Source organism: Azospirillum sp. UENF 112521 (genome assembly GCF_058780665.1).
Window position 1 is genome coordinate 387,501 of record NZ_JBSNCI010000002.1, and the last position, 22,732, is coordinate 410,232.

The window sequence follows — 22,732 nt, forward strand, 5'->3', positions numbered from 1 at the left end:
CGCGTGACACAGACAAAGGACAGGCTTGTGCGCAACATTCTGGCGGCCGCCGCCATTCTCTTTCTCGCCGCCTGCCAGACCCGGCCAATCACGACGACCCAGGAGCATGCTGTGCCCCCCGGGGCGCAAGCCCTGCCGCTCAACGCCATCGAACTCGCCATCGTCGAGGCTGGCGCCCGGCGCGGCTGGCGTTTCCAGCACCTTGCGGATGGACAGGTCCGCGCCACCTACACCAAATGGCCGTGGGTGGCCGAGGCCGATGTGCTGTTCTCGAACCGGAGCTACCGCATCCAATATGTCAGCGCCAAGAACATGGAGCGCGGCAACGACGGGGTGGAGCGGGCCTACAACCGCTGGGTGGGCAACCTCGAACGCGACATTGCGGCCAAGCTGGACCAGGTCGCCGTCCGTCGCTGAATTCGGTCGCTTGACGTTGCTCCCGCAACAGGGGTAGGAGGTCGCCTCTCCGACCGGCAAGCCTCATGGAGAAGGCATGAGCATCCGGGCATGCGCCATCATCCCCAGCCACAACCACCATACGGCGCTCGACGGAATCGTCGCGGCGCTGCGGGGGCATGGGCTGGAGGTCATCCTGATCGACGACGGGAGCGGTGAGCCCGCCCGCAGCGCCATCGCGGCACGGCACGCCCCTGCGGACGGGGTCGAGGTGCTGCGGCTGGACGTGAACCGAGGCAAGGGCGGCGCCGTCATGGCCGGCCTCCGCCGCGCTCATGAGCGCGGCTTCACCCACGCGGTGCAGGTGGACGCCGACGGCCAGCACGACCTTGGCGCCGTTGCCGACCTGCTGTCGACCGCGGCGGCGCATCCCGACGCGCTGGTCAGCGGCCGGCCGGTCTATGACGATTCCGTCCCCCGCTCGCGGCTGATCGCGCGCTGGGCCACCCATGTGTGGATTTGGGTGGAGACGCTGTCGCTGCGGGTCAAGGACAGCATGTGCGGTTTCCGCGTCTACCCGCTGGCCCCCACCATGGCGGTGCTGGACAGCGAGCGGATCGGCACCCGCATGGACTTCGACCCGGAAATCGTCGTCCGCCTGTTCTGGCGTGGCGTTCCGCTGGTCCACATCCCCGTGCGGGTCATCTATCCCGAGGGAAACACCTCCAACTTCAACCTCCTGCGGGACAACCTGCTGCTGACGCGCATGCACACGCGGCTCGTGCTGACCATGCTGCTGCGCCTGCCCTCGGTGCTGCGCAACCGTCCGCCGAAAGCGGGAGCCGACGCGCACTGGTCGACCGTGGGGGAGCGGGGCGCCTGGTGGGGCATGAGGCTGGTGACGCTGGTCTATCGGCTGCTCGGCCGGCCGGGCTGCATCGCACTCCTGTGGCCGGTGGTCGGCTATTTCTACATGACCAATGCCGCGGGACGGCGGCATTCGCTGGACTTCCTGACGCGCGCCAACGCGGCGAAAGGCCTGCCGGCCCCGTCCTGGCGGGACGGGCTGCGACACCACATGGGCTTCGCCGTCAAGGCGCTCGACACCTTCATCGCCTGGGCCGCTCCGGAGCGCACCGGTCCCATCGCCGTCGACGGCGACGAGCCGCTGGGCCGCCTCGCCGCGGAGGGGCGTGGGGCGCTGCTGATCGTTTCGCACCTGGGCAACGCCGAATTGTCGCGTGCCCGCCTGGGGACCCGGTTTGGAAAAGACATCAACGTGCTGCTGCACACGCGGCATGCCGTCCGCTACAACCAGATGATCCGCTCCGTCCGCCCCGACGCCGCGGACCACACCATACAAGTCACCGACATCGGCCCGCAGACCGCCATCGATCTCAAGGAGAGGGTGGAGCGCGGCGAATGGATCGCCATCGCCGGGGACCGCACGCCGGTGGAGTTCAACGGCCGGGTCAGCAGGGTTCCGTTCCTCGGCCGGGAGGCCGCCTTCTCGCAGGGACCCTACGTGTTGGCGGCGTTGATGGGCTGCCCGGTTTACCTCCTGTTCTGCCTGCGCGAGGGACAGGGCCACCGCGTCACCTTCGAGCCCTTCGCCGAGCGCATCGAATTGCCGCGGCGCGGGAAGGACGACGCGCTCGCCGTGCTCGCCGCGCGCTACGCTGCAAGGCTGGAGCACCATTGCTTGCGCGACCCGCTGCAATGGTACAACTTCTTCGACTTTTGGGCTGACCCGAAGGCCGGGCCGCGGTGAAACCTTTCCACGCAGTGATACAGCCTGAGATGGCATCGATGGAGGCCGGGCGTATAGGGCGCTCGTCTCTCGCCCTGCACCGCCCGGCTTTCCTTCCATGACGCATCGTCCCTTGTCCGGTCAGTCCTCGGCATGGCCGATGCCGACGTTCGGCGGTTGGCCGGCTGGCGAGCACGAGCATCATGCGGTGGTGGTCGGCGCCGGGATCGGCGGGCTGTCGGCGGCGGCGACCCTGGCGGAGCGCGGGCTGAAGGTGCTGGTTGTGGAGGCGCACGACCGGCCGGGAGGCTACTGCTCGTCCTGGCTGCGCAAGGTCCGCGGCCGGGATGGGTCGGTGGGGCGCTACATCTTCGACGCCGGAGTGCAGGATTTCAGCGGGCTGGGGCCACGCGGACCGCTGCGGCGGCTGCTGGAGGGCCTGGGCGTGGCGCATCGCATGGACTGGCGCCGGGTCCGCCACCGCTATGTGCAGGACGGCCTGTGCCTGGATGTGCCGGACCGGCCGGCGGAGCTGGTGACGCACCTCCAGGCGCTGTTCCCGCAGGAGGCTCCGGGGATCGCCAGCTTCTTCGCGGAGATGGGGCGCGTCTACGCCGATCTCTACGCCGATGTGGATGAGACCGGCGGCGTGCCGATGCCGCCCGCCACGCTGGAGGCCATGCGGTCCTGGACCGCCCGCCGGCCCGACGCCTGGCGTTGGATGCACCGCCCCTACGCCGAGATGCTGGATACCCATCTGCGCGCCCCGCGGCTGAAGGCCCTGCTGACCACCATCAGCGAGTATCTCACCGACCGCCCCGAACTGCTGCCCGTGCGTGAGATGGCGCCGCTGTTCGGCTATTATCTGGAAGGCGGCTGGTACCCGGCCGGCGGCTCCCAGCGGCTGGCGGACCTGCTGTGCGCGGTGGTGCGGGAGCGGGGCGGCGCCGTCCATCTGCGCACCCGCGCCGAACGCATCCTGATCGAGGGCGGTCGGGCCGCCGGCATCGCCACCGCCGACGGAACGGTGCACCGGGCGCCGCTGGTGTTGGCCAATTCCGACGTGGTCGGCACGTTGACGCGGCTGGTGGACCCGGCGCTGCTGCCCAAACGCTACGCCCAGCGTGTGAGGGGGCTGAAGCGCGGCCCCACGGCGGTGCTGGTCAGCCTCGCCGTGGAGGGCGTTCCGGACCTGCCGGCCCGCGTGTTCGTCGGGGCGGACGGCCTGCATTTCGGCATCGGCAACCCGAGCGCCGTCGATGCGTCCCTGGCCCCGGAGGGCCACGCCGCCGTCAGCATGCTCTGCCTACGGCCCGAACCCGAGGCAGTCGAATGGTTCGCCGCCGACAAGGCCGCCAACCGCCGGCGCAAGGAAGCCTTCGCCGACCGTCTGGTCGCCGCGGCGGAGAGCGTGCTTCCCGGGCTGCGGGGGCGCATCCTCTACCGCCAGACGGCCAGCCCGACCACCTTCACCCGCTACGCGCTCGCCGACAATGGCGCGATCTACGGCGCCGCCCGCGGCCAATGGTGCCCGCCGAACAAGACGCCGCTGCCGGGGCTGATGCTGGTCGGCGCCGGCTGCCAAAGCGGTCCCGGCGTCGAAGCGGTGGTGATCTCCGGCATGGGCGCGGCAAACCTGGCAACGGGGTTCCCGGCGGAGGCCAGGGCGGCGGAGTAGACGCCCGTCTACCCGCGCCGGAACACCAGCGACGTGTTGATGCCGCCGAAGGCGAAGTTGTTGGACATCAGGAACTCGGTGTCGATGCGCCGGCCCTCGCCCATGACGTAGTCCAGCTCGGCGCAGCGTTCGTCCACATTGTCCAGATTGGCGGTCGGGGCGAACCAGCCCTCGCGCATCATCTCGATGCCCAGCCACGCCTCCAGAGCGCCGCAGGCGCCCAGAGAATGGCCGAAATAGCTCTTTAGCGAATGGATGGGCGCGCGCGGCCCGAAGACGGCGTGGGTCGCCGCGGTCTCGGCGATGTCGCCCCATTCGGTGGCGGTGCCGTGGCCGTTGACGAAGCCGATGGCGTCCGTCGACACCCCGGCGTCCTCCAAGGCCATGCGCAGGGCGATCTCCATGGTACCGGCCTGCGGCTGGGTGACGTGGTTGCCGTCGGAATTGCAGGCGAAGCCGACGATCTCCGCGTGGATGTTGGCGCCGCGGGCGATGGCGTGCTCGCGCTCCTCCAGGACCAAGGTGGTGGCGCCTTCGCCGATCACCAGCCCGTCGCGGTCGCGGTCGTAGGGGCGGGGGCTGGTGTGCGGGCGGTCGTTGCGGGTGGAGGTGGCGAACAGCGTGTCGAACACCGCCGATTCGGTCACGTCCAGTTCCTCGGCGCCGCCGGCGATCATGGCGTCGGCCTTGCCCCACTTGATCGCCTCGTAGGCGTAGCCGATGGCCTGGCTGCCGGAGGTGCAGGCGCTGCTGGTCGGGATGATGCGGCCGGTCACGCCGTAGAACAACCCGATGTTCACCGCCGCGGTGTGGCTCATCATCTGGATGTAGCTGGTCGCGTTGAGCGTCTTCGACGCGCCCTGGGTCATCAGCTCGGCGAAGGCGATCACCGGGGCGGGACTGCCGAAGGACGATCCGTAGGCGATGCCCATGCGCCCGCCGCGGACGAACGGGTCGTTCAGCAGGGCCGCGTCGTTCAGCGCCTTCTCGGTGGCGTAGACCGCCATCCGGGAGACCGGTCCCATGGTCCGCGTCTTCTTGCGCGGATAGCGGCTCTCCACCGAGAAGCCGGTCACCGGGGCGGCGAGGCGCGTGTTGATTCCGTGGAAACGGTCCCACTCCCCCATGGTGCGGACGGCGGTCTCGCCCTTCGCCATGCGGGCGCGGATGGTCGGCCAGTCCTCGCCCAGCGCGCTCACCCCACCCATGCCCGTGACGACCACCCTGCGCATCACACCATACCCCCGTTCACCGCGATCACCTGCCGCGTCACGTAAGCCGCCCCGTCGGAACACAGGAAGGACACCACCGCCGCGACCTCGTCCGGCCGGCCGGCCCGGCGCATGGGGACCAGCTTCAAGGCTTCCTCCATGGGCAGCCCATCGGTCATTTGCGTCTCGACGATGCCGGGCGCCACGCAGTTCACCGTGATGTTCCGCTTCGCCAGCTCGATCGCCAGCGCCTTGGTGGCGCCGATGATGCCGGCCTTCGCGGCGCTGTAGTTGACCTGTCCGCGGTTGCCGACCAGCCCCGACACCGACGACAGCGTCACGATCCGTCCGCCCCTGCGGGCCGAGACCATCGGCATCACCAGCGGCTTCAGCACGTTGTAGAAGCCGTCGAGGTTGGTGTGGAGAACCGAATCCCAATCGTCGTCCGCCATGGCCGGGAAGGCGGCGTCGCGGGCGATGCCGGCGTTCAGGACGGCGCCCCAATAGGGGCCGTGCGCCTCCATGTCGGCCTCCAGCGCGGCGCGGGCGGCGTCGCGGTCGGCGATGTCGAAGCCGAGCAGCCGGCCCTCGCCGCCGGCCGCGCGGACGTCGGCCAGCGTCGCCTCGCCGCCGGCCGCGTCGCGGCCGTAATGCACCACCACCGCGAAGCCGTCGGCGGCCAGCCGTTCGGCGACCGCGCGGCCGATGCCCTTGCTGGCTCCGGTGACCAGAATCGTCTTCTTCATCGTTCGACCTGAACTCCCTGGCTGGCGAGCAGCGCGGCCGTGTCCTCGGGCTGGTAGACGGTGAGCTGGGCCTTCGCCAGTTCGTCCCCGGTGCCCGCGCGCATCACCACACAATCGAAAGACCCAATGTTCTCGTCCCGGAAGACCGGCGCCACCGACACCTCCAACCGCTCGCCGATGGCGAACCAGGGAACGGAGGCGCGGAAGTCGCGCGTGCCCAGCAGCAGGCCGAGACGGACGTCGCCGCCGGCTTCCCTGGCCTCGGCTCCGGCCTGGGCGCCGCAGGTCTGCGCCATCCACTCCACGGCGACATGGGCCGGGGCGCCCCGCCCCGTCACCACGAAGGGCGCCCCCTCCCGCACGGTCAGCGCCGACACGAAGCGGTCGTCCACCCGTCCGACCGCCTCGTCCAGCAAAATCATCGGGCGTGCGTGCGGCAGCAGATCCTCGATGGACCACGGATACGCGCTCATCGCCATTCCCCCCGGCCCAGCACCAGGGCCACGTTGCTGCCGCCGAACGCGAAGGAGTTGCTGAGCATCGCCGCCGGTCCGGCGGGAAGCGCCGCGCCGGGGCCGATCAGGTTCAACGGCGGAATTTCCGGGTCGGGCGCGCCGTCCCACAGGTGTGGGGGCAGCAGGCCGTCGGGGTTGTGGGCTGGATTCAGGGCCAGCCACAGGAACGCCGCCTCGCACGCCCCGGCGGCGCCCAGCGTGTGGCCGGTCATCGCCTTGGTGGAGCTGCACGGGGTCGCGTCGCCGAACAGCGCGTGCACCGCCTTGCCCTCCATGGAATCGTTGAGCGCCGTCGCGGTGCCGTGCAGGTTGACATAGGCGATGTCCTGCGGCGCCAGCCCGGCGTCGTCCAGCGCCGCCCGCATGGCGGCGAAGGCGCCGCGGCCCTCCGGGTCGGGGGCGCTGACGTGGTGCGCGTCGGAGCTTTCACCCACCCCGAGAAGCTGAACCGGGGCATCCTCCGCGGTCAGCAGGAAGACCGCCGCCGCCTCGCCGATGTTGATGCCGTCGCGATTGGCGCTGAAGGGATTGCACAGGCCCGCCGATACCGCCTCCAGCGCGCTGAAGCCGCCCAGGGTCGTGCCGCACAGCGTGTCGGCACCGCCGACGACGGCGGCGTCGCACAGCCCCGAGCGGATCAGCCGCCGGGCGGACGCGAACACCTTGCCGCTGGAGGAGCAGGCCGTCGCCACCGTGTAGGCCGGCCCCGGCAGGTCGAGCGCGCGCGCCGCGAACTCCGCCGGCCCGCCGGTGGCAAGCTGGTCGTAATGAAACGGACCCGTCCACGCGCCGTCGCGGCGCATCGCCGTGAAGCCGGCCTCCGCCTCGGCCATGCCCGAGGTGCTGGTGCCGATGATCACGGCGATCCGGTGCCGGCCGTGGCGCGCGGCCGCCGTTTCGACGGCGTCGCGGATCTGCTCCAGGGCCAGCAGCAGCAGGCGGTTGTTGCGGCAGTCGTAGGTCTCCAGCCCCGCCGGGACCGGCGGCAGCGGCGCGTCCACCGAACCGACATGCACTGCGCGGCCGGGCACGAAGCCGGTGCGCGGGCGCAGACCGTCGCGGGTGCCGGCGAACAAGGCATCGGCCACCGCGACCGCCCCGGTGCCGATGGGGGTGGCGAGGCCCAGGGCGGCAAGCCCGAGCGGGTGGCTCATTGCGCCGCCGCCGCGGATGGCGCCGTGGATGCCGCCGCGGATGCTGCCGTGGACTGCACCTCGATCTCGTAGCCCCAGGCGAGGTTGGCGTAGCGCAGGGTGCCGGTCCATGGCGCGCCGTCGGCCCAGCTGCGTTCGGCGTGCAGCACCTCCTTGCCGTCGATGCGCACGCTGCGCCGGTGCGGGTCGGCGCTCAGCGTGCCGCCCGCGGGGGCGAGCGCCTTCTGCACGACCGCTTCGGGCCAGTACAGCACGACGATGTCGGCCAGCATGCTGCCCGGCCGCAGGGCCGGGGGCAGCCAGGGGGCGGTCTCCATCTTCAACCCGGCATCGCTCCAGGTGACGGTCATGGCGCGACGGCCCAGGCTGTCCACCCCGACCAGCAGGAACCGCTCCGGCGTGACGCTGATCCGGCCCTCGAAAACGAAGGTCTGCCCGTCGCGGCTGGCGGTGATGAGCTGTGCCGCCTCGATGCTCTGCCCGAGATCGGACGGGCGCGGCAGGGCCAGCGGCTCGCCGGGGGCGAGCAGCGGCGTGCTTGGGTCCGCCGGGCCGCTGCCGGGCACGGAGGCGCACGCTCCGAGCAGGAACAGGAGTGCGACCCACCCCTTATGCGTGGTCATGACGTGAGGTGATTTCCCAGAAATGTATCTAACCTAGAGCATACACCAATCAGAGTAACCGCGCACCGGTTGTGGCTTCATTGTGGCGCGCGCCGCGCGCGGCCAGCGGTGCGAAAAGAAAGGCAATGGAGATTCCGATCAGCATGGTCATGCCGAAGCTGTGCACCGCCGGAACGGCGCTGAAGGCCAGGAGCCCGAAGGACAGCAAGGTCGTCAGGGTCGCCAGCCACACCGCCAGCATGGTCACCGGCTGCTGCTCCACGCCGCTCTCCGCGCAGAAGACGGCGTAGTCCACGCCGATGGAGAGGATCAGCACCAGCGCCATGGCATGGAAGAAGGTGAAATCCTGGCCCATCAGCCCCACCGCCGCCGGCGCCAGGATGAGCGCCGCCCCGGGTGGCAACAGCGTCCACAGCCCCCCTCGCCAGCCGTAGCGCCACATCAGCACGGGCAACATCAGCAGTCCCGCCAGCCCGGTCAGCAGCAGCGCCCGGTGCCGGTACTTGGCGAGCAGCGCCGAGAAGTCCGCCGTCGGGTTCACCAGCCGGACGCCGGCCGTGCCGGCCACCGCGGCGCGCACGGCGTCCGGATCGTTCAGCCCCTGCAAGGCCACCACGTGCAGCCCCGGCCCGAGCACGAGCTCGCGCAGGAACGGCACGCTGTCCGCCGCCAGCGCTTCTTTCAGCGTCAGCACCCCGTCCGCCGCCTTGTCGTTCGGAGCCTTGTCATCCGGCCCGGCCGGCGGCAAGCCGAGGCTGGCGCGCTGCGCCGCCAGCAGAGGACCGTCGAGCGCCCCGGCGACCAGTGCGCGGTTTTCCCGTTGCGTCCGGGCGGACGGCACGAAGGCGGCCGGCATCTGGTAGCCGGCGATGCTTCCTTTCGCCTTCAGCCCGGCCAGCGTGGCGGCGAGATCCTCCTGCAGCCGCAGCGCCGCCTCGTCGTCCGCGGCCTGCACCAGCAGGAACTGCGCGGCGGTGGTGGCACCGATCAGCCGCTGGATCTCGTCCTGCTCCTGCCTCAGTTCCGCCGAGACCGCCTGCAACCGCCGGACGTCGTCGTCCGCCGACAGCCGCGCCAGCCCCACCGTTCCGGCCAGCGCGCAGCCCAGCAGGAGAACGACGCGCACGCCGCGCCAGCGGCGCTCCTCCCAGAAACCCCACAGGCCAGCCGCGGCGCGCAGCATCCAGGCGCCGTGCGTCAGCTTTCCCGCCCGGTCGAGCGAGGGCAGCCACAGCACCACCGTCAGGAAGGCGCCCACCAGTCCGATGATCGAGAAGGCGGCGATCTGCCGGAGCCCTGGAAAGGGCGCCAGCATCAGCGCCGCGTAGCCGATCAAGGTGGTGACCAGCCCCAGCGCGATGCCCGGCAGAACGTGGCGCAGCCGGTCGCGCGGGCTTCCCGACAGGGGGTCGAACAGGCTGGCGCTGTAATGCAGGCTGTAGTCCACCGCCACCCCGATCAGGCTGGACCCGAACAGCAGCGCCGCCACATGCAGTTCGCCGAACAGCAGCAGGCTTCCGCTCAACCCGACCGTCATCCCGACGCCCAGCGCCAGCAGATTGTGCAGCAGCGGTCCCGGCCGGCGGAACGCCAGCGCCGTCAGCACTATGGTGCCGACCAACGACAGCGTGCCGAGCGTGGAGGCTTCGGCGATCGCGGTCTTCGAGCCGGCGTGCGCGAAGAACACCGCGCCCAGCCGCTTCACCGTGACGCCCGGCATCTCCCCCACGGCGGCGTCGAAGGCGTCGACCAGCCGGTCCTGCAAATCCAGCTCGAACGGCTCGCCGGCCAGAACGGCGCTGACCAGAACCCAGGTCGTGCCGTTCTCGGTGACGCTGAGCATGCCCTCGTCGGGGGTGAGCCGCGACAGCGGGAAGGGCAGGTTGGTGAGGAAGGAAGGCAGCAGCAGGAACGGGTCGGTGCGCAGCAGCCCGGCGTCCACAAGCCCGGCGAAGCCGAATGCCTGCGCCTGCGCGCGGGTGGCGACCTCCTCCCCCTTGCCGGCCGCCAGGAGCGCCCGGTCGCCATCGCTGAGCAGGCTCTGGCGATGGGGAAAGTAGAGAGCCCCCAGCCGCTTCAGCCGGTCGACGTCGATACCCTCGCCGATCCGCTCCACCTGCCCCGTCGCCAGAAGGGCGTCGCCGAGCTTCGCCGCCGCCTTGCGGGCGGTTTCGCGGTCGGCGTGCCCGACCAGCACCAGCACCCGGCGACCCAGCGCCTTGGTCACCGCATCGTTGGCACGCTGCAGAACGGGGTCCTGCTCCTCGCGCGGCAGCAGGGCGAGCAGATCGGTGCGGAAGCCCAGCCCGTCGTGAAGGCGCAGCGCGAGATAGCCGCCGGCCAGCAGGACGAGCGCGAGCCAGAGCAGTGCCCCCAGCCGTCTCACGGACGCGCCGCCGAGGCCAGCAGCGCCGCCTCGTCCGCCGTCGGCGCTTCCGCGTTCAGACGCTGGTCGCGGAAGGTCAGGCGGTCGCGGTCGCCGTCGGGCTTGACGATCTCGACCTCTTCCACGAAGCGCCCGCCGCGCACGTCGATGGCGCGGATCGGCATGGTCGGGTCGTTGGTCCGGCGCGGCGTCAGGTGGAGGGTCCAGGCGTCGCGGTCGCCGCCGCGCTCAACCGCGAACATGTCCTCCAGCGCCTTCCAGTCACCGGTCAGCGCGCCGCCCAGCATGGTGTAGAGCTTCGACATGAAGGGCAGGCGCGCGGCGGGCAGGCGCATGGTCTCGTTGCCTTTCACCTCCTGCACGAGACCGGCGGGGCTCATGACGGTGGTGACTGCGAAGGGGGTCTCGGTGCGCCAGATCAGCCCGCGGCCCGGCGCCAGGGTGAAATGGCCCCCGCTCTTCAGCGGCGCCTGGAAGCCCTTGAGGAAACGCTCCTGCACGAAGGCGCCGCGCAGCACCTGCCCCTCATTGAGCGTCTCGGTGGCCAGCCTCTCGGAGGCAAGCGTCCCGGCGGCCGGCGTCTCGGCGGCCGGCGCCGGGAAGGCGGCCAGCAGGGTCAGGAGGAAAACGACGATGCGCGTCACAGCAGAGCCCTCACCTTGTCCGTGAACACCGCGGGGCATTCGAAGCACAGCTCCGCCCCCTCCTCCTTCACCGCGAGCTGCACCGTGCGCGCCTTGGTCAGCAACGTGCCGTCCTGCTCGTCATGGATGCGGTAGTCGATGCGGATGCGGTTCTCGTACTCGACCAGAGTCGCCGTGACTTTGACCGACTGACCGAAGCGAATGGGGCGCACATACTTCACATGGAGGTCGACGATGGGGAAAACGTATCCCGACGACGCCATCTCCGGGTAATTGTAGCCGATGCGGTCGAGCAGCGCGCAACGCGCCTGCTCCAGATACCGGGCGTAGTTGCCATGCCAGACCACCTGCATGGGGTCGAGGTCGTAGAACTGCGCGCGGGTGATGACCTCTGCCGAAATCATGGGGCGATCCCCTCCACGCCGATGGAGCCGGAGGACAGCGTCTCGTCCCCGCAGCGATACTCGAAGGACAGGCGGCGCCGTGCCGGGGCGTGGCGCAACGCCAGCGTCACCAGCGTGTCCGGAACGGTGACTCGCCGGAACTTCACCTGCAGCGCCTGCGCCGCCTCGATCCCGAGGCCGAGATGCGTGTTGGCGAACATCACCGCCCAATCGATCTGCGCCACGCCCGGCACGATCGGCATGCCGGGAAAATGACCATCGAGCTGCACGAGGTTGCCGGGAATGAAGAGGTCCAGCTCCACCCCGTCGGCAAGCGACCGGACGGCGCGGACATCGGGGGCGGTTGACCGGGGGCCAGCCATCTCAGGCAGGACGGCTTCAGAAAGGGCGGCTTCAGACAGGGTGGCCTCCTCGAACAGGGCGGCGATGTCGGCATGCCGACGCTTGCCCAACGCGCCATCCGGCAAACGGTTCACGAAGCGCCAGCGGCGCGGCAGGCCGGCAGGTTCCAAAACGGCGGACAATTCCCGCCGCAACGAGCGGCCGAAGCGGAAGGCGCCGATCTCCTCCAGGCGCGCCGCGCCCTCGGCGCTCGGCACCACGACGGCGCAAAGCTGCTCCAGCGTCAGCACGGCGGCGTCGGCCACCAGGGGGAGCGGCGCAACTGCGCCTCCACCTCCGGCAAGCTGACGCGCTTGCCCTCCACCTTCGCGATCCGGTCGGCGCGGCCAAGGAGACGGAAGCCGCCGTCCCCGGCCATTTCCACCAGGTCGGAGCCGACATGCTCCCGCCCTTCCACATGCGCCGCTCCGACCCGCAGGCGACCCTCCGGGGTGCGTCCGGCGACGACGCCGGGCAGCGGGCGCCAGGGCGGATCACCGCCCTCGCGGCGGCGGTGGGCGATGGCTCCGGTCTCGGTGCTGCCGAAGATCTCGGTGACCGCTGTGCCGAAGACCGCCGCTGCCTCCCGCGCAGCGGGCTCCGGAAGGGGGGCTCCGGCCGACAGCACCAGCGCCGGACGCCGCGACGGCGGCAGCGGCGCGATGCCCGACAGCCGGGTCAGGTGCGCCGGGCTGGTGACCAGCACAGACCCCGCGTCGAGCGCGGCCGGCACCGTCTCCCACAGCTCGTGCATCGTGCTGGCGAAGGGGCGGCCGGTGACCAGCGGCCACAGCAGGCGGAAGTTCAGACCGTAGACGTGCTGGTGGGGGACCGTGGCATGCACGCGGGCGGTCGGCCCGGCCAGCCGTCCGAGCACGGCCTCGGTCGCCAGGGCTTCGGCCTCCAGCATGCCGAGGGTGCGGACCACCCGCTTCGGCTCGCCGGTCGAGCCGGAGGTGAAGAAGGTCAAGGGCGTCTCGGGATCGAGCGGGGTCAACGCCATCTCTTCGCCACCCGGCCCTTCGCCACCCGGCCGCAGATCGCCGCCGACCGGCACGGCACCGTCCGCGGTCAGGGCGGTCAGAGTTCCCGGCTGGGCGTTCGGCGGGATCGTCACCTCGGCGCCGGCGTGCAGCAGCGCCAGCAGCCCCACCGCGCCCCAATAAGCGTCCGCCGCGACCAGAAGCCCGCGCCGGCACCCCTTCAGCCGTGCCGCGTTGCCGGCCACGTCGGCCCGGAAGCGGGCGAAGGTGACGCCGTCGGCAACCGGCGCATCGTCCGGCCGCCCCACGGCGAGCAGACGGGAAAGCGGGATGGCGGTCATGCCCCGGCGTGCCTCCGGCGCATGGAGCGGCGGACCAGGACTTCGCCGCCGAACAGCAGGCCCATGACGATGTAGGCGATGAGACCGGTCCACAGCGCCCACGCCTCGTCGCTGCCCCACAGGGCCAGCGCCCCGGCGACGGCGGCGTTCGACACCAGCCAGACGGTCCACACCACGGTGACGGTGCGGCAGTAGGCCTGCCCCGACGGCGGCAGGTCGGGCTCATGGAGACGGGCGAATCGCTCGACGAGGCTGGGCGGGTGCCGCAGCGAGGCGCCGAACGCCGCCGCGGTGCCGAGGCTGAGCGCGACCGGATAGGCCTTGGCCGCCAGCGTGCCATCGAGCACGGCGAGCACGCCGACCAGGACCGCCGCCGCCGCCAGCGGAAGGCGCCAGACCCGCGCCGCAGGCGAAGAGCAAATGGCGAAGCGCGCCCCGATCAGCGCCAGGGCCACTGCCACGAAGGCCAGCGGCGGCACCGAAGCCCGCCCGCCATAGACCAGCACGGGATAGAGGGCTCCGGCGACGACCAGGGCCGCGACGCCGAGCGGGTGCAGCCTATTCCTGGAGGAGGGCATGCACACGGTCGAGAACATCGCCGACCGTGCGGACGCTCTTGAACTCCTCGGGCTTGAACTTGCGGCCGGTCAGTTCCTGCAGCTTCACCACCAGATCGACCGCGTCGATGCTGTCGAGGTCGAGATCCTCGAACAGCCGCGCCTCCCGGGAGATCTTCTCGGGCGGCACCTCGAACATGTCTTCGAGATAGCTTTGGAGGCGCGCGTAAATTTCATCCTGCGTCAGCATGGCCTCTACTCCGCATGCTGAGATTGAATGAAGCTGGCAAGAGACCGTACGTTGGCGAAATGTTGCTTCACGTCGTCCGTCACCGACTCAATCTTGATTCCGTAAGTCTTGCGCAGCGCGACCCCCAGTTCCAGGGCGTCAATGGAATCGAGGCCTAGTCCATCATTAAAGAGCGGCTCTTCGCTGTCAATATCTTCTGGGGCGATATCTTCCAGCTTGAGCGCGTCAACAATCAAAACCTTCAACTCACGTTCAAGCTTTTCCATCGGCCAACCGTTCCGCAAAATATTCTTCTAGACTGCGCACCAGCTTCCTGGCCGCCAGTGAGCGGTACTGATAGCCGAGCAACCCCGTAACGTCCAGACGATCCCCTACCATGACGCGAAAAATCGGCCGTCGCGGTGGGATCATCCACCATTTTTCGCCCTTAATGAGCGTGGGCGGATCGCAGGTTATCGTGACCGGTTGCACCTCGGCTTCCAGCAGGGTGGCCAGATTGGCGAAACCGCGGCGGAAACGGATCGGCTCGCCGGGGACGGTGCGCGTGCCTTCGGGAAAGATGATGAGTCCGTCGCCGGCCTCCAGCGCGGTGCGGCAGGCGTCGAGCAGCGCCTCCGGGTCGAGGTCGTTGCGGATGTAACCGGCGCCGCGCACCATGCCGCCCAGCCAGCGGCTTTCCCACAGTTCCTTCTTCACGATGCACTGGGCGCGCGGCATCAGCGCCATCAGAATCACCACGTCGAGCAGCGAGGGGTGGTTGGCCACCACCAGCTTGCCATGCCCGTCGCGCAGGCGCTCGGCGCCCTCGACCTTCAGGTCGATGACGCGCAGCACGCGCAGCATGCGGATGTAGAAGCGGAAGATCAGATGGATGAGGTGTTGGCAGCGCTGGCGCCGGACAGCACCCGCCGGGCTGGTCAGCGCCAGCAGCGGAAAGATGGTGGGCGCCAGGATTGCGCCGCCGCCGAACAGGAAGGCGAAGGCGAATCCGGTGGCCGCGCGCCGCCACAGCCTGTCCAGAACCTTAGCCGGCACGGTGCCACACCCAGTCGAGCCGCGCCCCGCGCGAGGTTGCCCGGGGCGCTCCGGACAGCAGGAAGCGCATGAAATCGAGCGCCGTGGACTCTGCGGCCGGCCCGCCGGCCGACGGCGCGCAGTGCAGCGCAAGCCCTTCGCCCTCTCCATCCGCGGGGCCGAGCGCCAGGGCGACCGCCAGCGGCAGGGCTTCGTCGGCTGCGGTGTGGAAGTGCGCGTATTCGTCGGGCATCGGCGCGTCGGCGTAGAGCAGAAGCACCGGTTCCGACGGGTTTTCGGCCAGGCTGGCGGCGGCCTCCAGCAGTCCGAAGGTGAAGCTGTCGGGACCGGCGGCGAGCGCCGTGTGGCCTCGGCGGTTGCCGGTGTGGATGGACAGCAACCCGGCCAGGCCGTGATGCACGGACAGGCTGAACTCGGCCGGCGACGGCAACTCGCCCTGCCGCAGCGAATCGATGATGCCGACGGTCCGCGCCAGCTCGCCATGGCCGGAGGCGAGGACGTAGCGCGCCGTCTGCGCCGCGTCGCCGCAGGCCAGCGCGGCGGCGATCAGCCTCTGCCCGATGGGCGAGGTGCGGCGGCGCAACATCATGGGGAGCGCCGGCGGCTGGGCATCGTCGGACAGGGCGGGCGCACCCGCCCAGGCCCGCCACGCGGCGCGGGTGCTGCGCTCCGGCGCCCAGGCGCACCAGCCGCGGATGGCGACACGCAGGGTTTCAGTCATGGCGCGGACGGGACCCGGGGTTCGGCCTGGCGCAGGCGCCGCTCGATCTCGTCCTGCAGCGCGCGCACCAACTTGTTGTAGGCCTGATGAACGGTTTCGCCCCGCTCCCGTAGGTTGGTCGTGGACACATGATCGATGGTGTAGCTTTCATGCGAATAGCGGATTTCGACGACCGCCTCGTGATCCTTCCATGCCTTCGTCGCCAGAATCTCACCGGGCGCCTTCCACTCCGCGGACCAGCCGCGGTCGATCGCCGCTTCCATGATCGTCCGCTGGAGGACCGCGGCTGACAGGTTGCGCGACGCCGCCGGCATGGGCTGGTCGGTTACCCGGTAGATGGGCTGCCGGCGGCTGCAGCCGCCGAGCACGGCGACCGTCGCGAGAATGAGGAAAAGCGTGCGGATGCCGGTCTGCAAAGTCATGTCCTGCCGTTTCCGGACGCCATGTGGAGCGAGTGCGGACCCTATCATGGCAGGGTCACGTTGTGGATAGAGGCGCGCATCGATTTTGCGATACGGTTGCCGGTCTTGCCGTCGATGGCCGGAGCCGTCGTTGCGACGGCAAGGCCCATGCCGGCGGCTTTACTTGGCGCCCAGCTTGACCACGGTTCCCTTGAGCGCCACGCCTGCCATGATGTTGCCGGCGCCGCACATGTATTCCGTATTGCTGTTCGTTTCCGTGTTCTTGTAATTGCTTTTGATGTCGATCACCGCGTTACCGCCTTCTTTGCGGGCGCGCTCCTGCAGTTCCAGAACGGCGCTGAGAAAGACCCACTCGCAAGCCTCCTTGTCGGATTTGTTGAATGCGTTGGTCTTCTTGTTTGTGGCCCATTCGCCGACGACTTTGACCGGATTGGGATGTTTCTGGTTGCCAAAATAAAGCTTCACGCCCTTGTCCAGCTTCTCCTGGGCTGCGGCTGTGTTGAGGGCGGACTCTATCGGAAACATCAGGTGCGCGTCCCGGGCCGAAGCGGGAGATGCGGCAGAGACAATGGCCGATGCGACGGTGGAAATCAGCGCCAGGGTAGCGGCTTTGTTCACGGTCCCTCCCAAAGAAAGAATATTTCGCAGACGATGCTATCTTAAGCGGAGGCATTGGCTGTGCAACCGCTTTCATGATTCTTCGGTTGGCGGCCGAACCCGCCTCGGACCGCCGCTGGCGGCAGAGTCAACGCCCGGTGGCTTCTCGGTGTTTCCGGTCTTTTGCCGTTCGCGACCCTTCATCCGCGGAATGGACCGCTGTGACGAGAGTGTGCGGTGGGTTGTCGGGCTATGGGGAACCCGCGCTCTACAGTCGGTGCGCAAATCAACGCCTGCGCGAAATTAACCTCTCATAAACGCCTTCACGGCGAACCTATTTTAGACAAAAGCAAGGCAGAGGGAAGGTCGCCGGGCCGGGAAGGGGCTGGCGGGCCGGCCTCCTGCCGCGCGACCACCAGCCGTGTGCCGGCCGCCCCAGGAGACATGAATGTTCAATATTTTGACCGTCATTATTTCGGTCGCTCTTACGGCGGTGATGGGAGCCGCCGGCGTGTTCTATGTCGGTAGCGCCTTCACCACCGCCGGTCCGAAGGCCGCCGCCGTCGGCATCATCCAGGCGCTGTCGCAGGTCGATGCGGCCTGGACGCTGTATGGCAGCAACGGCAACACCACGACCCTGGGTGCCGCAGGTTCGACGTTCCCGACCATGTCCGGTGCGGCGACGCAGACCGACTTGATCAACACCGGCTATCTCGCCGCCGTGCCGACCGCTCCGACGATTTCCGCCACCTGGAACGGCGTCGCCGGTGCCTACACGCTCGACCTGACCAACACGGCGACCGCCACCGGCGTCACCCAGTTCGGCAGCTTCGCCAACGGCGGCATCTTCCTGGTGCTGGGCACCACGGCCCTGTCCCAGTGCACGGAAATCGCCCGTGCCGGCGGCCAGATCTCCGCCACCGGTACGCTGGCCGTTCCCGGCACCGGCCTGACGCTGACCGTCGCCACCCCGGCCGCCTTCAACACCGCCTTCACCGGCTACAAGTTCGGCTGCGTCCAGATCACCACGGCGACCGCGCTGACCTTCAACAACGTGACCGGCATCGCCGGTGACAACAACAAGTACGTCGCCTACTACAAGTTCTAAGCGTCGTCTGAGGCGCCCTGTTGCTGACCGAAGCGCCCCGACCCCTGTGGCCGGGGCGTTTTCTTGTGATTTTCCGGGTCTTTTTCCGGAATGCGCGGCAACGGGATTGGTCCGCGACCCGGCGGCAAGATAGAGTGGGCCCGATTTGGAGGCCATGCCATGACATCGCTGATCCTGATGACGATCATGGCCATCTCGCTGGTGGCGACGACCGGCTACACCGCCTACACCATGGTCGACGCCTCGAACCGGATCAGCCAGGCGCAGCGAAGTGCCGCCGACATGCACCGGCTGGCGGCGCTGGTCGAGGCCAACCTGCGCGTTCTCGACAATGACGGAGTCGCCAGTCCGCCGGCGCCCGAGGATCCGCCTCCCCGTCCGGCAGGCGCCGCATCCGCAAAAGGGCAGGCATCGACCGGCAAGGCTGCGGCCAAGGAGCCGGCGCAGCCGGCCGGCACCCTGCCGCGCTGGCTGATGCCGGGCACCCGGACACCCTGGGGAGCGGTCTACGGCTATTGCGTGTTCGCTCCGGCATCGGACCGGGCGGCGGCGCAGCTCCGCACGGCGTCCTGGCCGGCGGGGGCGGCCGGCGGCGGGCGCAGCTACGTGGCGGCCGCACCCGCGGCTCCAACGGAGTTGGCCCGTGCCGGGGTGATCGCCGCGATCGTGGCGCCGCCGATCGGCTCGACCGCTCTGCCGGACTGCGCGGCCCTGACCTTCCGCGACGGCCGGATCGAGGTTGCCGAGGGCAGCGCCGTCGCCGTCACCCGCGGGGCCTCGGCCGATCTCGCAGCGCTGGCCGCCTCGGCGACCGTCACGCGCCATGTGGCGCCGACCGCGCAGGGCGATGCGACCGGGACCAGCCCGGCCGACGCCATGACCCTGTCGGCCGCGCTCGGCCATTGGCAGGCGACCCGGCCCTCGACCATGGTCCTGCGCCTCGCCCCCGGCCGGCACGAGCTTCCGGCGGCGCAGGTTCAGGCGCTGGCCGCGGATCAGGACGGCGGCCGGGCGGTGCGGCTGGTGCTGAAGGCGGAAGCCGCCGGAGTCGTGGTGTCCACCAACCCGCCGGACGTGGCGCTCCGGCTGCCGACCGATACCCGGATCGAGAATGTCGGCTTCGAGATGCCGGTCGAGGCGCTTCCCGGCACCCGGCTGACCTTCGCCGGCAACAACGCCATCTCGACCAACCGGGCCGCCGGGCTGCGGGTGGCGCATGCGCGGTTGGACGTCGCGGGCGGGAAGCTGACGGTGACGGCGCCCGGCGGCGACGGTGTGCTGGTCGACGGCGGCACCGCCCTGTTCCGCGACGCCGCCGTCGAGGTGACGGTGGGGGCCGGGCGCAGTGCGCTGGTGTCCTCGCTGGGGGCCGGCGTCACCTTCACGGCCGAGTCGCGGCGCCCGTCCTTGCAAGTCCATGGCAGGGGATTGCCGATGGCGGCGCTGCGCAGCGGCGGCGGCCAAGCCATCCTCGACCGGACCGATGTTGCCGTCGACAACGGCACCCCCTTCGGCATCGTCATCGAGAACGGGCAGTTGGAGATGAAATCCTCCGTCATCGGCGGGCCGGCGGCGCGGCCGGGCAGTGCCGGTGTCCTCGACCTCGGCGGGTCGCACGCGGTGGCGGACCCCAACAGCCACATCTGGTCGGCGCCCGGCGGCCGCTGCGCCCAGGGGGCGCTGTTTTCCCAGCAGGCTGTCGCGGGGGAGGGGGCGCGGGCCGTTTCCGGGGCCGCCGCATCGGGCGCGGTCCTGCCGTCGGTCGCCAACCGGGCGAGCTGGACATGCCGGTCCTGAAGCCGTCCGCCGCCTTCCGCGAAGAACTTGCCGGCTACCTGCTGCGCAAGGGGCTGGTGACGCGCGGCATCCTCGATGCGGCGATGGCGGAGCAGCGGGTGACCGGCGAACCGCTGGGCGCCATCCTGGTGCGCAACGGCTTCCTTGCCCGCACCGACCTGGATGAGGCGAAGATCAGCCACGAGACCGCCCTGGAAACGCCGGAGGCGATGGGCGGCACGCCGATCCCGCTGCCGCTGCTGGAGCGGCACGCGATCATCGTCACCGGGCTCAGCGACGATGCGGTGCATGTGGCGACGCTGCACGACGAATCGGTGGCCGGCCGGGTGGCCGCCCGTTACTACCCCGGGCGGATGGTGCGCTTCAGCAGCTTCGTCCCCGACCAGTTCGACGAGTTCCTCGACCGCGTCCGCCGGGCCCAGTCCGGGCTGGAGGACAGCGATCCGGTGGAGCAGCTGGTGTCGCGCGCGGTGGAGGCCGGGGCGTCGGACATCCACATCCTGCCGCGCCGCAAGACCTGCAGCATCTTCCTGCGGGTGGACGGCATCCGCCGCCTGATGGACGAGACGGCGTCGACCACCGCCGCCACCATCGTCGCCCGGATCAAGGACCGCTCCGGCATGGATCTGGCGGAACGGCGGCTGCCGCAGGAAGGGCGGTTCGAGGTCGAGCATCGCGGGCGGCCGGTCGATCTGCGCGTGACCACCGTGCCGTCGGTGGATGGCGAGATCATCGTCATGCGCATCCTGGACGTGGAGCGGGTGCAGCCGAACCTGGACCGGCTGGGCATCAGCCAGGTCGGCGACTGGCGCCGCGCGGTGGACCGCCGCCATGGGCTGTGCCTGGTCTGCGGGCCGACCGGGTCCGGCAAGTCGACCACCCTGAGCGCGACCGTGCGTGAGATGGACCGGCTGGGCCGTGCCATCTACAGCATCGAGGACCCGGTGGAATACCGCATGGCCTATACGGGCCAGGTGAATGTCAACCCGGCGGTCAAGCTGGACTTCGCGCGGGTGGTCCGCACCTTCATGCGCGCCGATCCCGACGTGATCGTGCTGGGCGAGGTGCGCGACGAGGAGACCGCGCAGATCGCGGTGCGCGCCGCCGACACCGGCCATATGGTGCTGACCACCCTGCACACGGGGTCGGTGAACGGGGCCATCGACCGGCTGCGCCATCTCGGCGTTCCGGCTCACGACATCAAGTCGCTGCTGCGCGGCGTTCTGGTCCAGTCGCTGGTCCGCACCCTCTGCCGGGCCTGCCATGGCGCCGGCTGCGCGGCCTGCGGCAATGCCGGCTATGCCGGGCGGACGGCCGTCAGCGAATGCGCGGTGTTCGACGAGCCCGCCGCGGTGGTCGCCGCGGCGAAGGGGGCAAGGAACTGGCGGTCGCTGTATGAGGATGCGGTCGCCAAATTCCACGCCGGCGTCACCACCGCGGCCGAACTGCGCCGCGTCTTCGGCAGCGAGGCCAAGGGTGTGGAGCAGCGCATGCCGGCGCCGCGGCCGAAGACGTGAGGCGGAAGACATGACACGTCGGCGGCGATGAACATCATCCAGGCGATCTTCGCCCTTGCCCTGATGGGCATGGTGGTGGCGGGCGGCATCCAGTACGTCAACCCTTCGGCCATGGCGAAAAGCCGCGTCGCCTCGCAGGCCGATTCCGGCTTTTCCGTGCTGGAGGGCGCCTATCGCAGCCGGCAGGCCAGCGGTGCCGCGGTGCCGGCCGCCGACGGATGGCAGGCGGCGCTGTTCCCGGCCTTCGGCACGATGCCGCCGGCGGTGTCGGGGCTGTCCTGGTCCTACGGCGTGCAGGCGGAGGGGACCTGGTTCTGCCTGTCCGGCCCGCTGTCCGGCGGCTCTGCCGTTGGAGTTGGCGGCGATCCGGTGACGGGGGCGCTGGCTTCGCTCGCCACCCGGCGGCCGGAGGGGCTGTACGAGGTGACGCGCACCTGCGGCGGGGCGGGGGGAGAGCCGGCGGGAACCATTGCCGCCACCCTGTGGATGCAGCGGACGACGCGATAGGGGAGTGGCCCCGGTCCTCACGTTGTTTCAGCCCCGGCCATTGACCGCGGGGCGTCGGCGGGCATAGAGATGCTGCGGCGCCCTGTCCGTGCGTGGTACCTTGGACGGACTGTCGCCACCTCTTTCGGTCGAGTCGGGAAGGCAGGGGCGTTCTTGGGCAGCGGCGGTCTCGCGACCAATGTCATGTACGGCTTCCTGGAAGGTGTGGAGCGCCGCGACGCCCTCGCCTATGCGCGCTCGTTCGCGCGGCGCACGGTGGGAAGCTCCGAACGCTGCTGGTACGCGGTCGAGCCGCTGTGGACCGGCTTCCTCTATGAAATCCACGAGGGCGGCCCCGGCCGGTCCTTCCTGCCCGATCTGGTGACGGAGCTCGACGCCAATCCCGGCGGAATCGCGCTGGTGCCGTCGGGACGCCGGGTGTTCGAGCTGACGGTGCGCAACGGGCGTCCGGTCGGCGGGCTGCTGCCCGAGGCCAAGAGCCGGCAGGTCCAGCTTCAGATGGCGGCGATCCGGCCGACGGTGCCGGTCGACGGCAAGGCCTATGGCGTGGTGATCCCGCCTTGGGTGACCGCCGATCAGGTCAGGCTGCGCACCATCCGGGCGACGCGGCGGATGCGGCGGGTGTCGGCGCCGGTCTCGGTGCCGCTGGCGCTGTCGTCGGTCGGCTTCGCCGCCGGGCTGGGGCTGCTGACCACCGGCGGCGGGCTGTATTACTGGTCACCGCACCGCGTGCCGCAGCCGCAGGCCCTGACGCTGGAACAGATGCCCCACCGGCAGTGGGAGGCGGCGCTGGCCGCCATCGGTCCGGACAATTATGTCAGCAAGCTGGAATACCGCGACGGCAAGTGGAGCATCGAGATTGCGGGCCAGCCACCGAGTGCCCGCTGATGCCCCCGCTGATGCTGTGGACGGTCGCCGATTTACCCATTCTCAAGCATAATGCCGGGAGTATTGCCGCCGGACCTGATGGTCGCAACCGGCGGGCGGGAACGATGGCGGACCGGGTTTC

25 protein-coding genes are annotated in these 22,732 nt (G+C 70.1%); 8 read left to right on the forward strand and 17 right to left on the reverse strand.

Features of this window, described 5'->3' with window-relative positions; genetic code table 11:
- Positions 1-27 precede the first annotated feature (27 nt).
- The 3 genes from ACWPN8_RS04025 to ACWPN8_RS04035 all read left to right on the forward strand — a co-directional run bounded on the left by ACWPN8_RS04025 (position 28) and on the right by ACWPN8_RS04035 (position 3,824).
- The gene (locus ACWPN8_RS04025; RefSeq protein ID WP_109449857.1) at positions 28-417 is read left to right on the forward strand and encodes a hypothetical protein; all 390 of its coding nucleotides are present in this window, start codon (positions 28-30) and stop codon (positions 415-417) included.
- Positions 418-493: 76 nt separating this feature from the next.
- Positions 494-2,167 (forward strand): glycosyltransferase family 2 protein, encoded by a 1,674-nt coding sequence (locus tag ACWPN8_RS04030; RefSeq protein WP_492239975.1) that lies wholly within the window; start codon positions 494-496, stop codon positions 2,165-2,167.
- Positions 2,168-2,306: 139 nt separating this feature from the next.
- Positions 2,307-3,824 (forward strand): phytoene desaturase family protein, encoded by a 1,518-nt coding sequence (locus ACWPN8_RS04035; protein WP_158285417.1) that lies wholly within the window; start codon positions 2,307-2,309, stop codon positions 3,822-3,824.
- An 8-nt stretch (positions 3,825-3,832) separates the two neighbouring features.
- Here ACWPN8_RS04035 and ACWPN8_RS04040 read toward each other — a convergent pair whose 3' ends face one another.
- From ACWPN8_RS04040 to ACWPN8_RS04120, 17 genes are all read right to left on the reverse strand, one after another.
- The gene (locus tag ACWPN8_RS04040) at positions 3,833-5,056 is read right to left on the reverse strand and encodes a beta-ketoacyl-ACP synthase (protein WP_109449864.1); all 1,224 of its coding nucleotides are present in this window, start codon (positions 5,054-5,056) and stop codon (positions 3,833-3,835) included.
- Entirely contained in the window at positions 5,056-5,781 is a 726-nt protein-coding gene (locus ACWPN8_RS04045; RefSeq protein ID WP_109449866.1) for a 3-ketoacyl-ACP reductase FabG2, read from the reverse strand. The genes ACWPN8_RS04040 and ACWPN8_RS04045 overlap by 1 nt, the downstream gene beginning before the upstream one ends.
- Complete coding sequence (locus ACWPN8_RS04050; RefSeq protein ID WP_109449868.1) at positions 5,778-6,254, reverse strand: hotdog family protein; 477 nt, start codon at positions 6,252-6,254, stop codon at positions 5,778-5,780. The genes ACWPN8_RS04045 and ACWPN8_RS04050 overlap by 4 nt, the downstream gene beginning before the upstream one ends.
- Entirely contained in the window at positions 6,251-7,450 is a 1,200-nt protein-coding gene (locus ACWPN8_RS04055; protein WP_109449870.1) for a beta-ketoacyl-[acyl-carrier-protein] synthase family protein, read from the reverse strand. Before ACWPN8_RS04055 ends, ACWPN8_RS04050 begins: the two co-directional genes overlap by 4 nt.
- Positions 7,447-8,073 (reverse strand): DUF3261 domain-containing protein, encoded by a 627-nt coding sequence (locus ACWPN8_RS04060; RefSeq protein WP_109449872.1) that lies wholly within the window; start codon positions 8,071-8,073, stop codon positions 7,447-7,449. Before ACWPN8_RS04060 ends, ACWPN8_RS04055 begins: the two co-directional genes overlap by 4 nt.
- A 49-nt stretch (positions 8,074-8,122) precedes the next feature.
- Positions 8,123-10,459 carry an MMPL family transporter gene (locus ACWPN8_RS04065; protein WP_492239976.1) on the reverse strand — a complete coding sequence of 779 codons (2,337 nt, stop codon included), beginning with the start codon at positions 10,457-10,459 and terminating at the stop codon, positions 8,123-8,125.
- The gene (locus tag ACWPN8_RS04070) at positions 10,456-11,103 is read right to left on the reverse strand and encodes a LolA family protein (protein ID WP_492239977.1); all 648 of its coding nucleotides are present in this window, start codon (positions 11,101-11,103) and stop codon (positions 10,456-10,458) included. The genes ACWPN8_RS04065 and ACWPN8_RS04070 overlap by 4 nt, the downstream gene beginning before the upstream one ends.
- Complete coding sequence (locus tag ACWPN8_RS04075; RefSeq protein WP_492239978.1) at positions 11,100-11,507, reverse strand: acyl-CoA thioesterase; 408 nt, start codon at positions 11,505-11,507, stop codon at positions 11,100-11,102. The genes ACWPN8_RS04070 and ACWPN8_RS04075 overlap by 4 nt, the downstream gene beginning before the upstream one ends.
- Positions 11,504-12,154 carry an ApeI family dehydratase gene (locus ACWPN8_RS04080; protein ID WP_492239979.1) on the reverse strand — a complete coding sequence of 217 codons (651 nt, stop codon included), beginning with the start codon at positions 12,152-12,154 and terminating at the stop codon, positions 11,504-11,506. The genes ACWPN8_RS04075 and ACWPN8_RS04080 overlap by 4 nt, the downstream gene beginning before the upstream one ends.
- Complete coding sequence (locus ACWPN8_RS04085) at positions 12,133-13,212, reverse strand: AMP-binding protein (protein WP_492239980.1); 1,080 nt, start codon at positions 13,210-13,212, stop codon at positions 12,133-12,135. Before ACWPN8_RS04085 ends, ACWPN8_RS04080 begins: the two co-directional genes overlap by 22 nt.
- Complete coding sequence (locus ACWPN8_RS04090) at positions 13,209-13,790, reverse strand: COG4648 family protein (protein ID WP_109449882.1); 582 nt, start codon at positions 13,788-13,790, stop codon at positions 13,209-13,211. Before ACWPN8_RS04090 ends, ACWPN8_RS04085 begins: the two co-directional genes overlap by 4 nt.
- Entirely contained in the window at positions 13,771-14,019 is a 249-nt protein-coding gene (locus tag ACWPN8_RS04095; protein WP_014239597.1) for an acyl carrier protein, read from the reverse strand. Before ACWPN8_RS04095 ends, ACWPN8_RS04090 begins: the two co-directional genes overlap by 20 nt.
- Positions 14,020-14,024: 5 nt before the next feature.
- Entirely contained in the window at positions 14,025-14,285 is a 261-nt protein-coding gene (locus ACWPN8_RS04100; RefSeq protein WP_492239981.1) for a phosphopantetheine-binding protein, read from the reverse strand.
- On the reverse strand, positions 14,272-15,054 hold the full coding sequence (locus tag ACWPN8_RS04105; RefSeq protein WP_109449886.1) for a lysophospholipid acyltransferase family protein: 783 nt from the start codon (positions 15,052-15,054) through the stop codon (positions 14,272-14,274). Before ACWPN8_RS04105 ends, ACWPN8_RS04100 begins: the two co-directional genes overlap by 14 nt.
- Positions 15,044-15,775, reverse strand: coding sequence for a beta-ketoacyl synthase chain length factor (locus ACWPN8_RS04110; protein WP_492239982.1), 732 nt, complete (start codon positions 15,773-15,775; stop codon positions 15,044-15,046). Before ACWPN8_RS04110 ends, ACWPN8_RS04105 begins: the two co-directional genes overlap by 11 nt.
- On the reverse strand, positions 15,772-16,197 hold the full coding sequence (locus ACWPN8_RS04115) for a hypothetical protein (RefSeq protein WP_492239983.1): 426 nt from the start codon (positions 16,195-16,197) through the stop codon (positions 15,772-15,774). The genes ACWPN8_RS04110 and ACWPN8_RS04115 overlap by 4 nt, the downstream gene beginning before the upstream one ends.
- A 159-nt stretch (positions 16,198-16,356) precedes the next feature.
- Positions 16,357-16,815 (reverse strand): excinuclease ABC subunit A, encoded by a 459-nt coding sequence (locus tag ACWPN8_RS04120; RefSeq protein WP_247873176.1) that lies wholly within the window; start codon positions 16,813-16,815, stop codon positions 16,357-16,359.
- 427 nt (positions 16,816-17,242) lie between these two features.
- On the opposite strand from ACWPN8_RS04120, the gene ACWPN8_RS04125 reads away from it, so the two are divergent.
- The 5 genes from ACWPN8_RS04125 (at position 17,243) to ACWPN8_RS04145 (ending at position 22,611) form a co-directional block, all read left to right on the forward strand.
- Positions 17,243-17,902, forward strand: a complete 660-nt coding sequence (locus ACWPN8_RS04125; RefSeq protein WP_098740578.1) for a hypothetical protein — start codon at positions 17,243-17,245, stop codon at positions 17,900-17,902.
- A gap of 159 nt (positions 17,903-18,061) precedes the next feature.
- Positions 18,062-19,699 carry a hypothetical protein gene (locus ACWPN8_RS04130; protein ID WP_492239984.1) on the forward strand — a complete coding sequence of 546 codons (1,638 nt, stop codon included), beginning with the start codon at positions 18,062-18,064 and terminating at the stop codon, positions 19,697-19,699.
- Positions 19,687-21,216: a GspE/PulE family protein gene (locus tag ACWPN8_RS04135; RefSeq protein ID WP_492239985.1), complete on the forward strand. Its 1,530-nt coding sequence runs from the start codon at positions 19,687-19,689 to the stop codon at positions 21,214-21,216. Before ACWPN8_RS04130 ends, ACWPN8_RS04135 begins: the two co-directional genes overlap by 13 nt.
- Positions 21,217-21,243: 27 nt before the next feature.
- Positions 21,244-21,723, forward strand: coding sequence for a hypothetical protein (locus ACWPN8_RS04140; protein ID WP_492239986.1), 480 nt, complete (start codon positions 21,244-21,246; stop codon positions 21,721-21,723).
- Between the two features lie 183 nt (positions 21,724-21,906).
- Positions 21,907-22,611 (forward strand): hypothetical protein, encoded by a 705-nt coding sequence (locus ACWPN8_RS04145; RefSeq protein WP_492239987.1) that lies wholly within the window; start codon positions 21,907-21,909, stop codon positions 22,609-22,611.
- Positions 22,612-22,732: the final 121 nt, after the last annotated feature.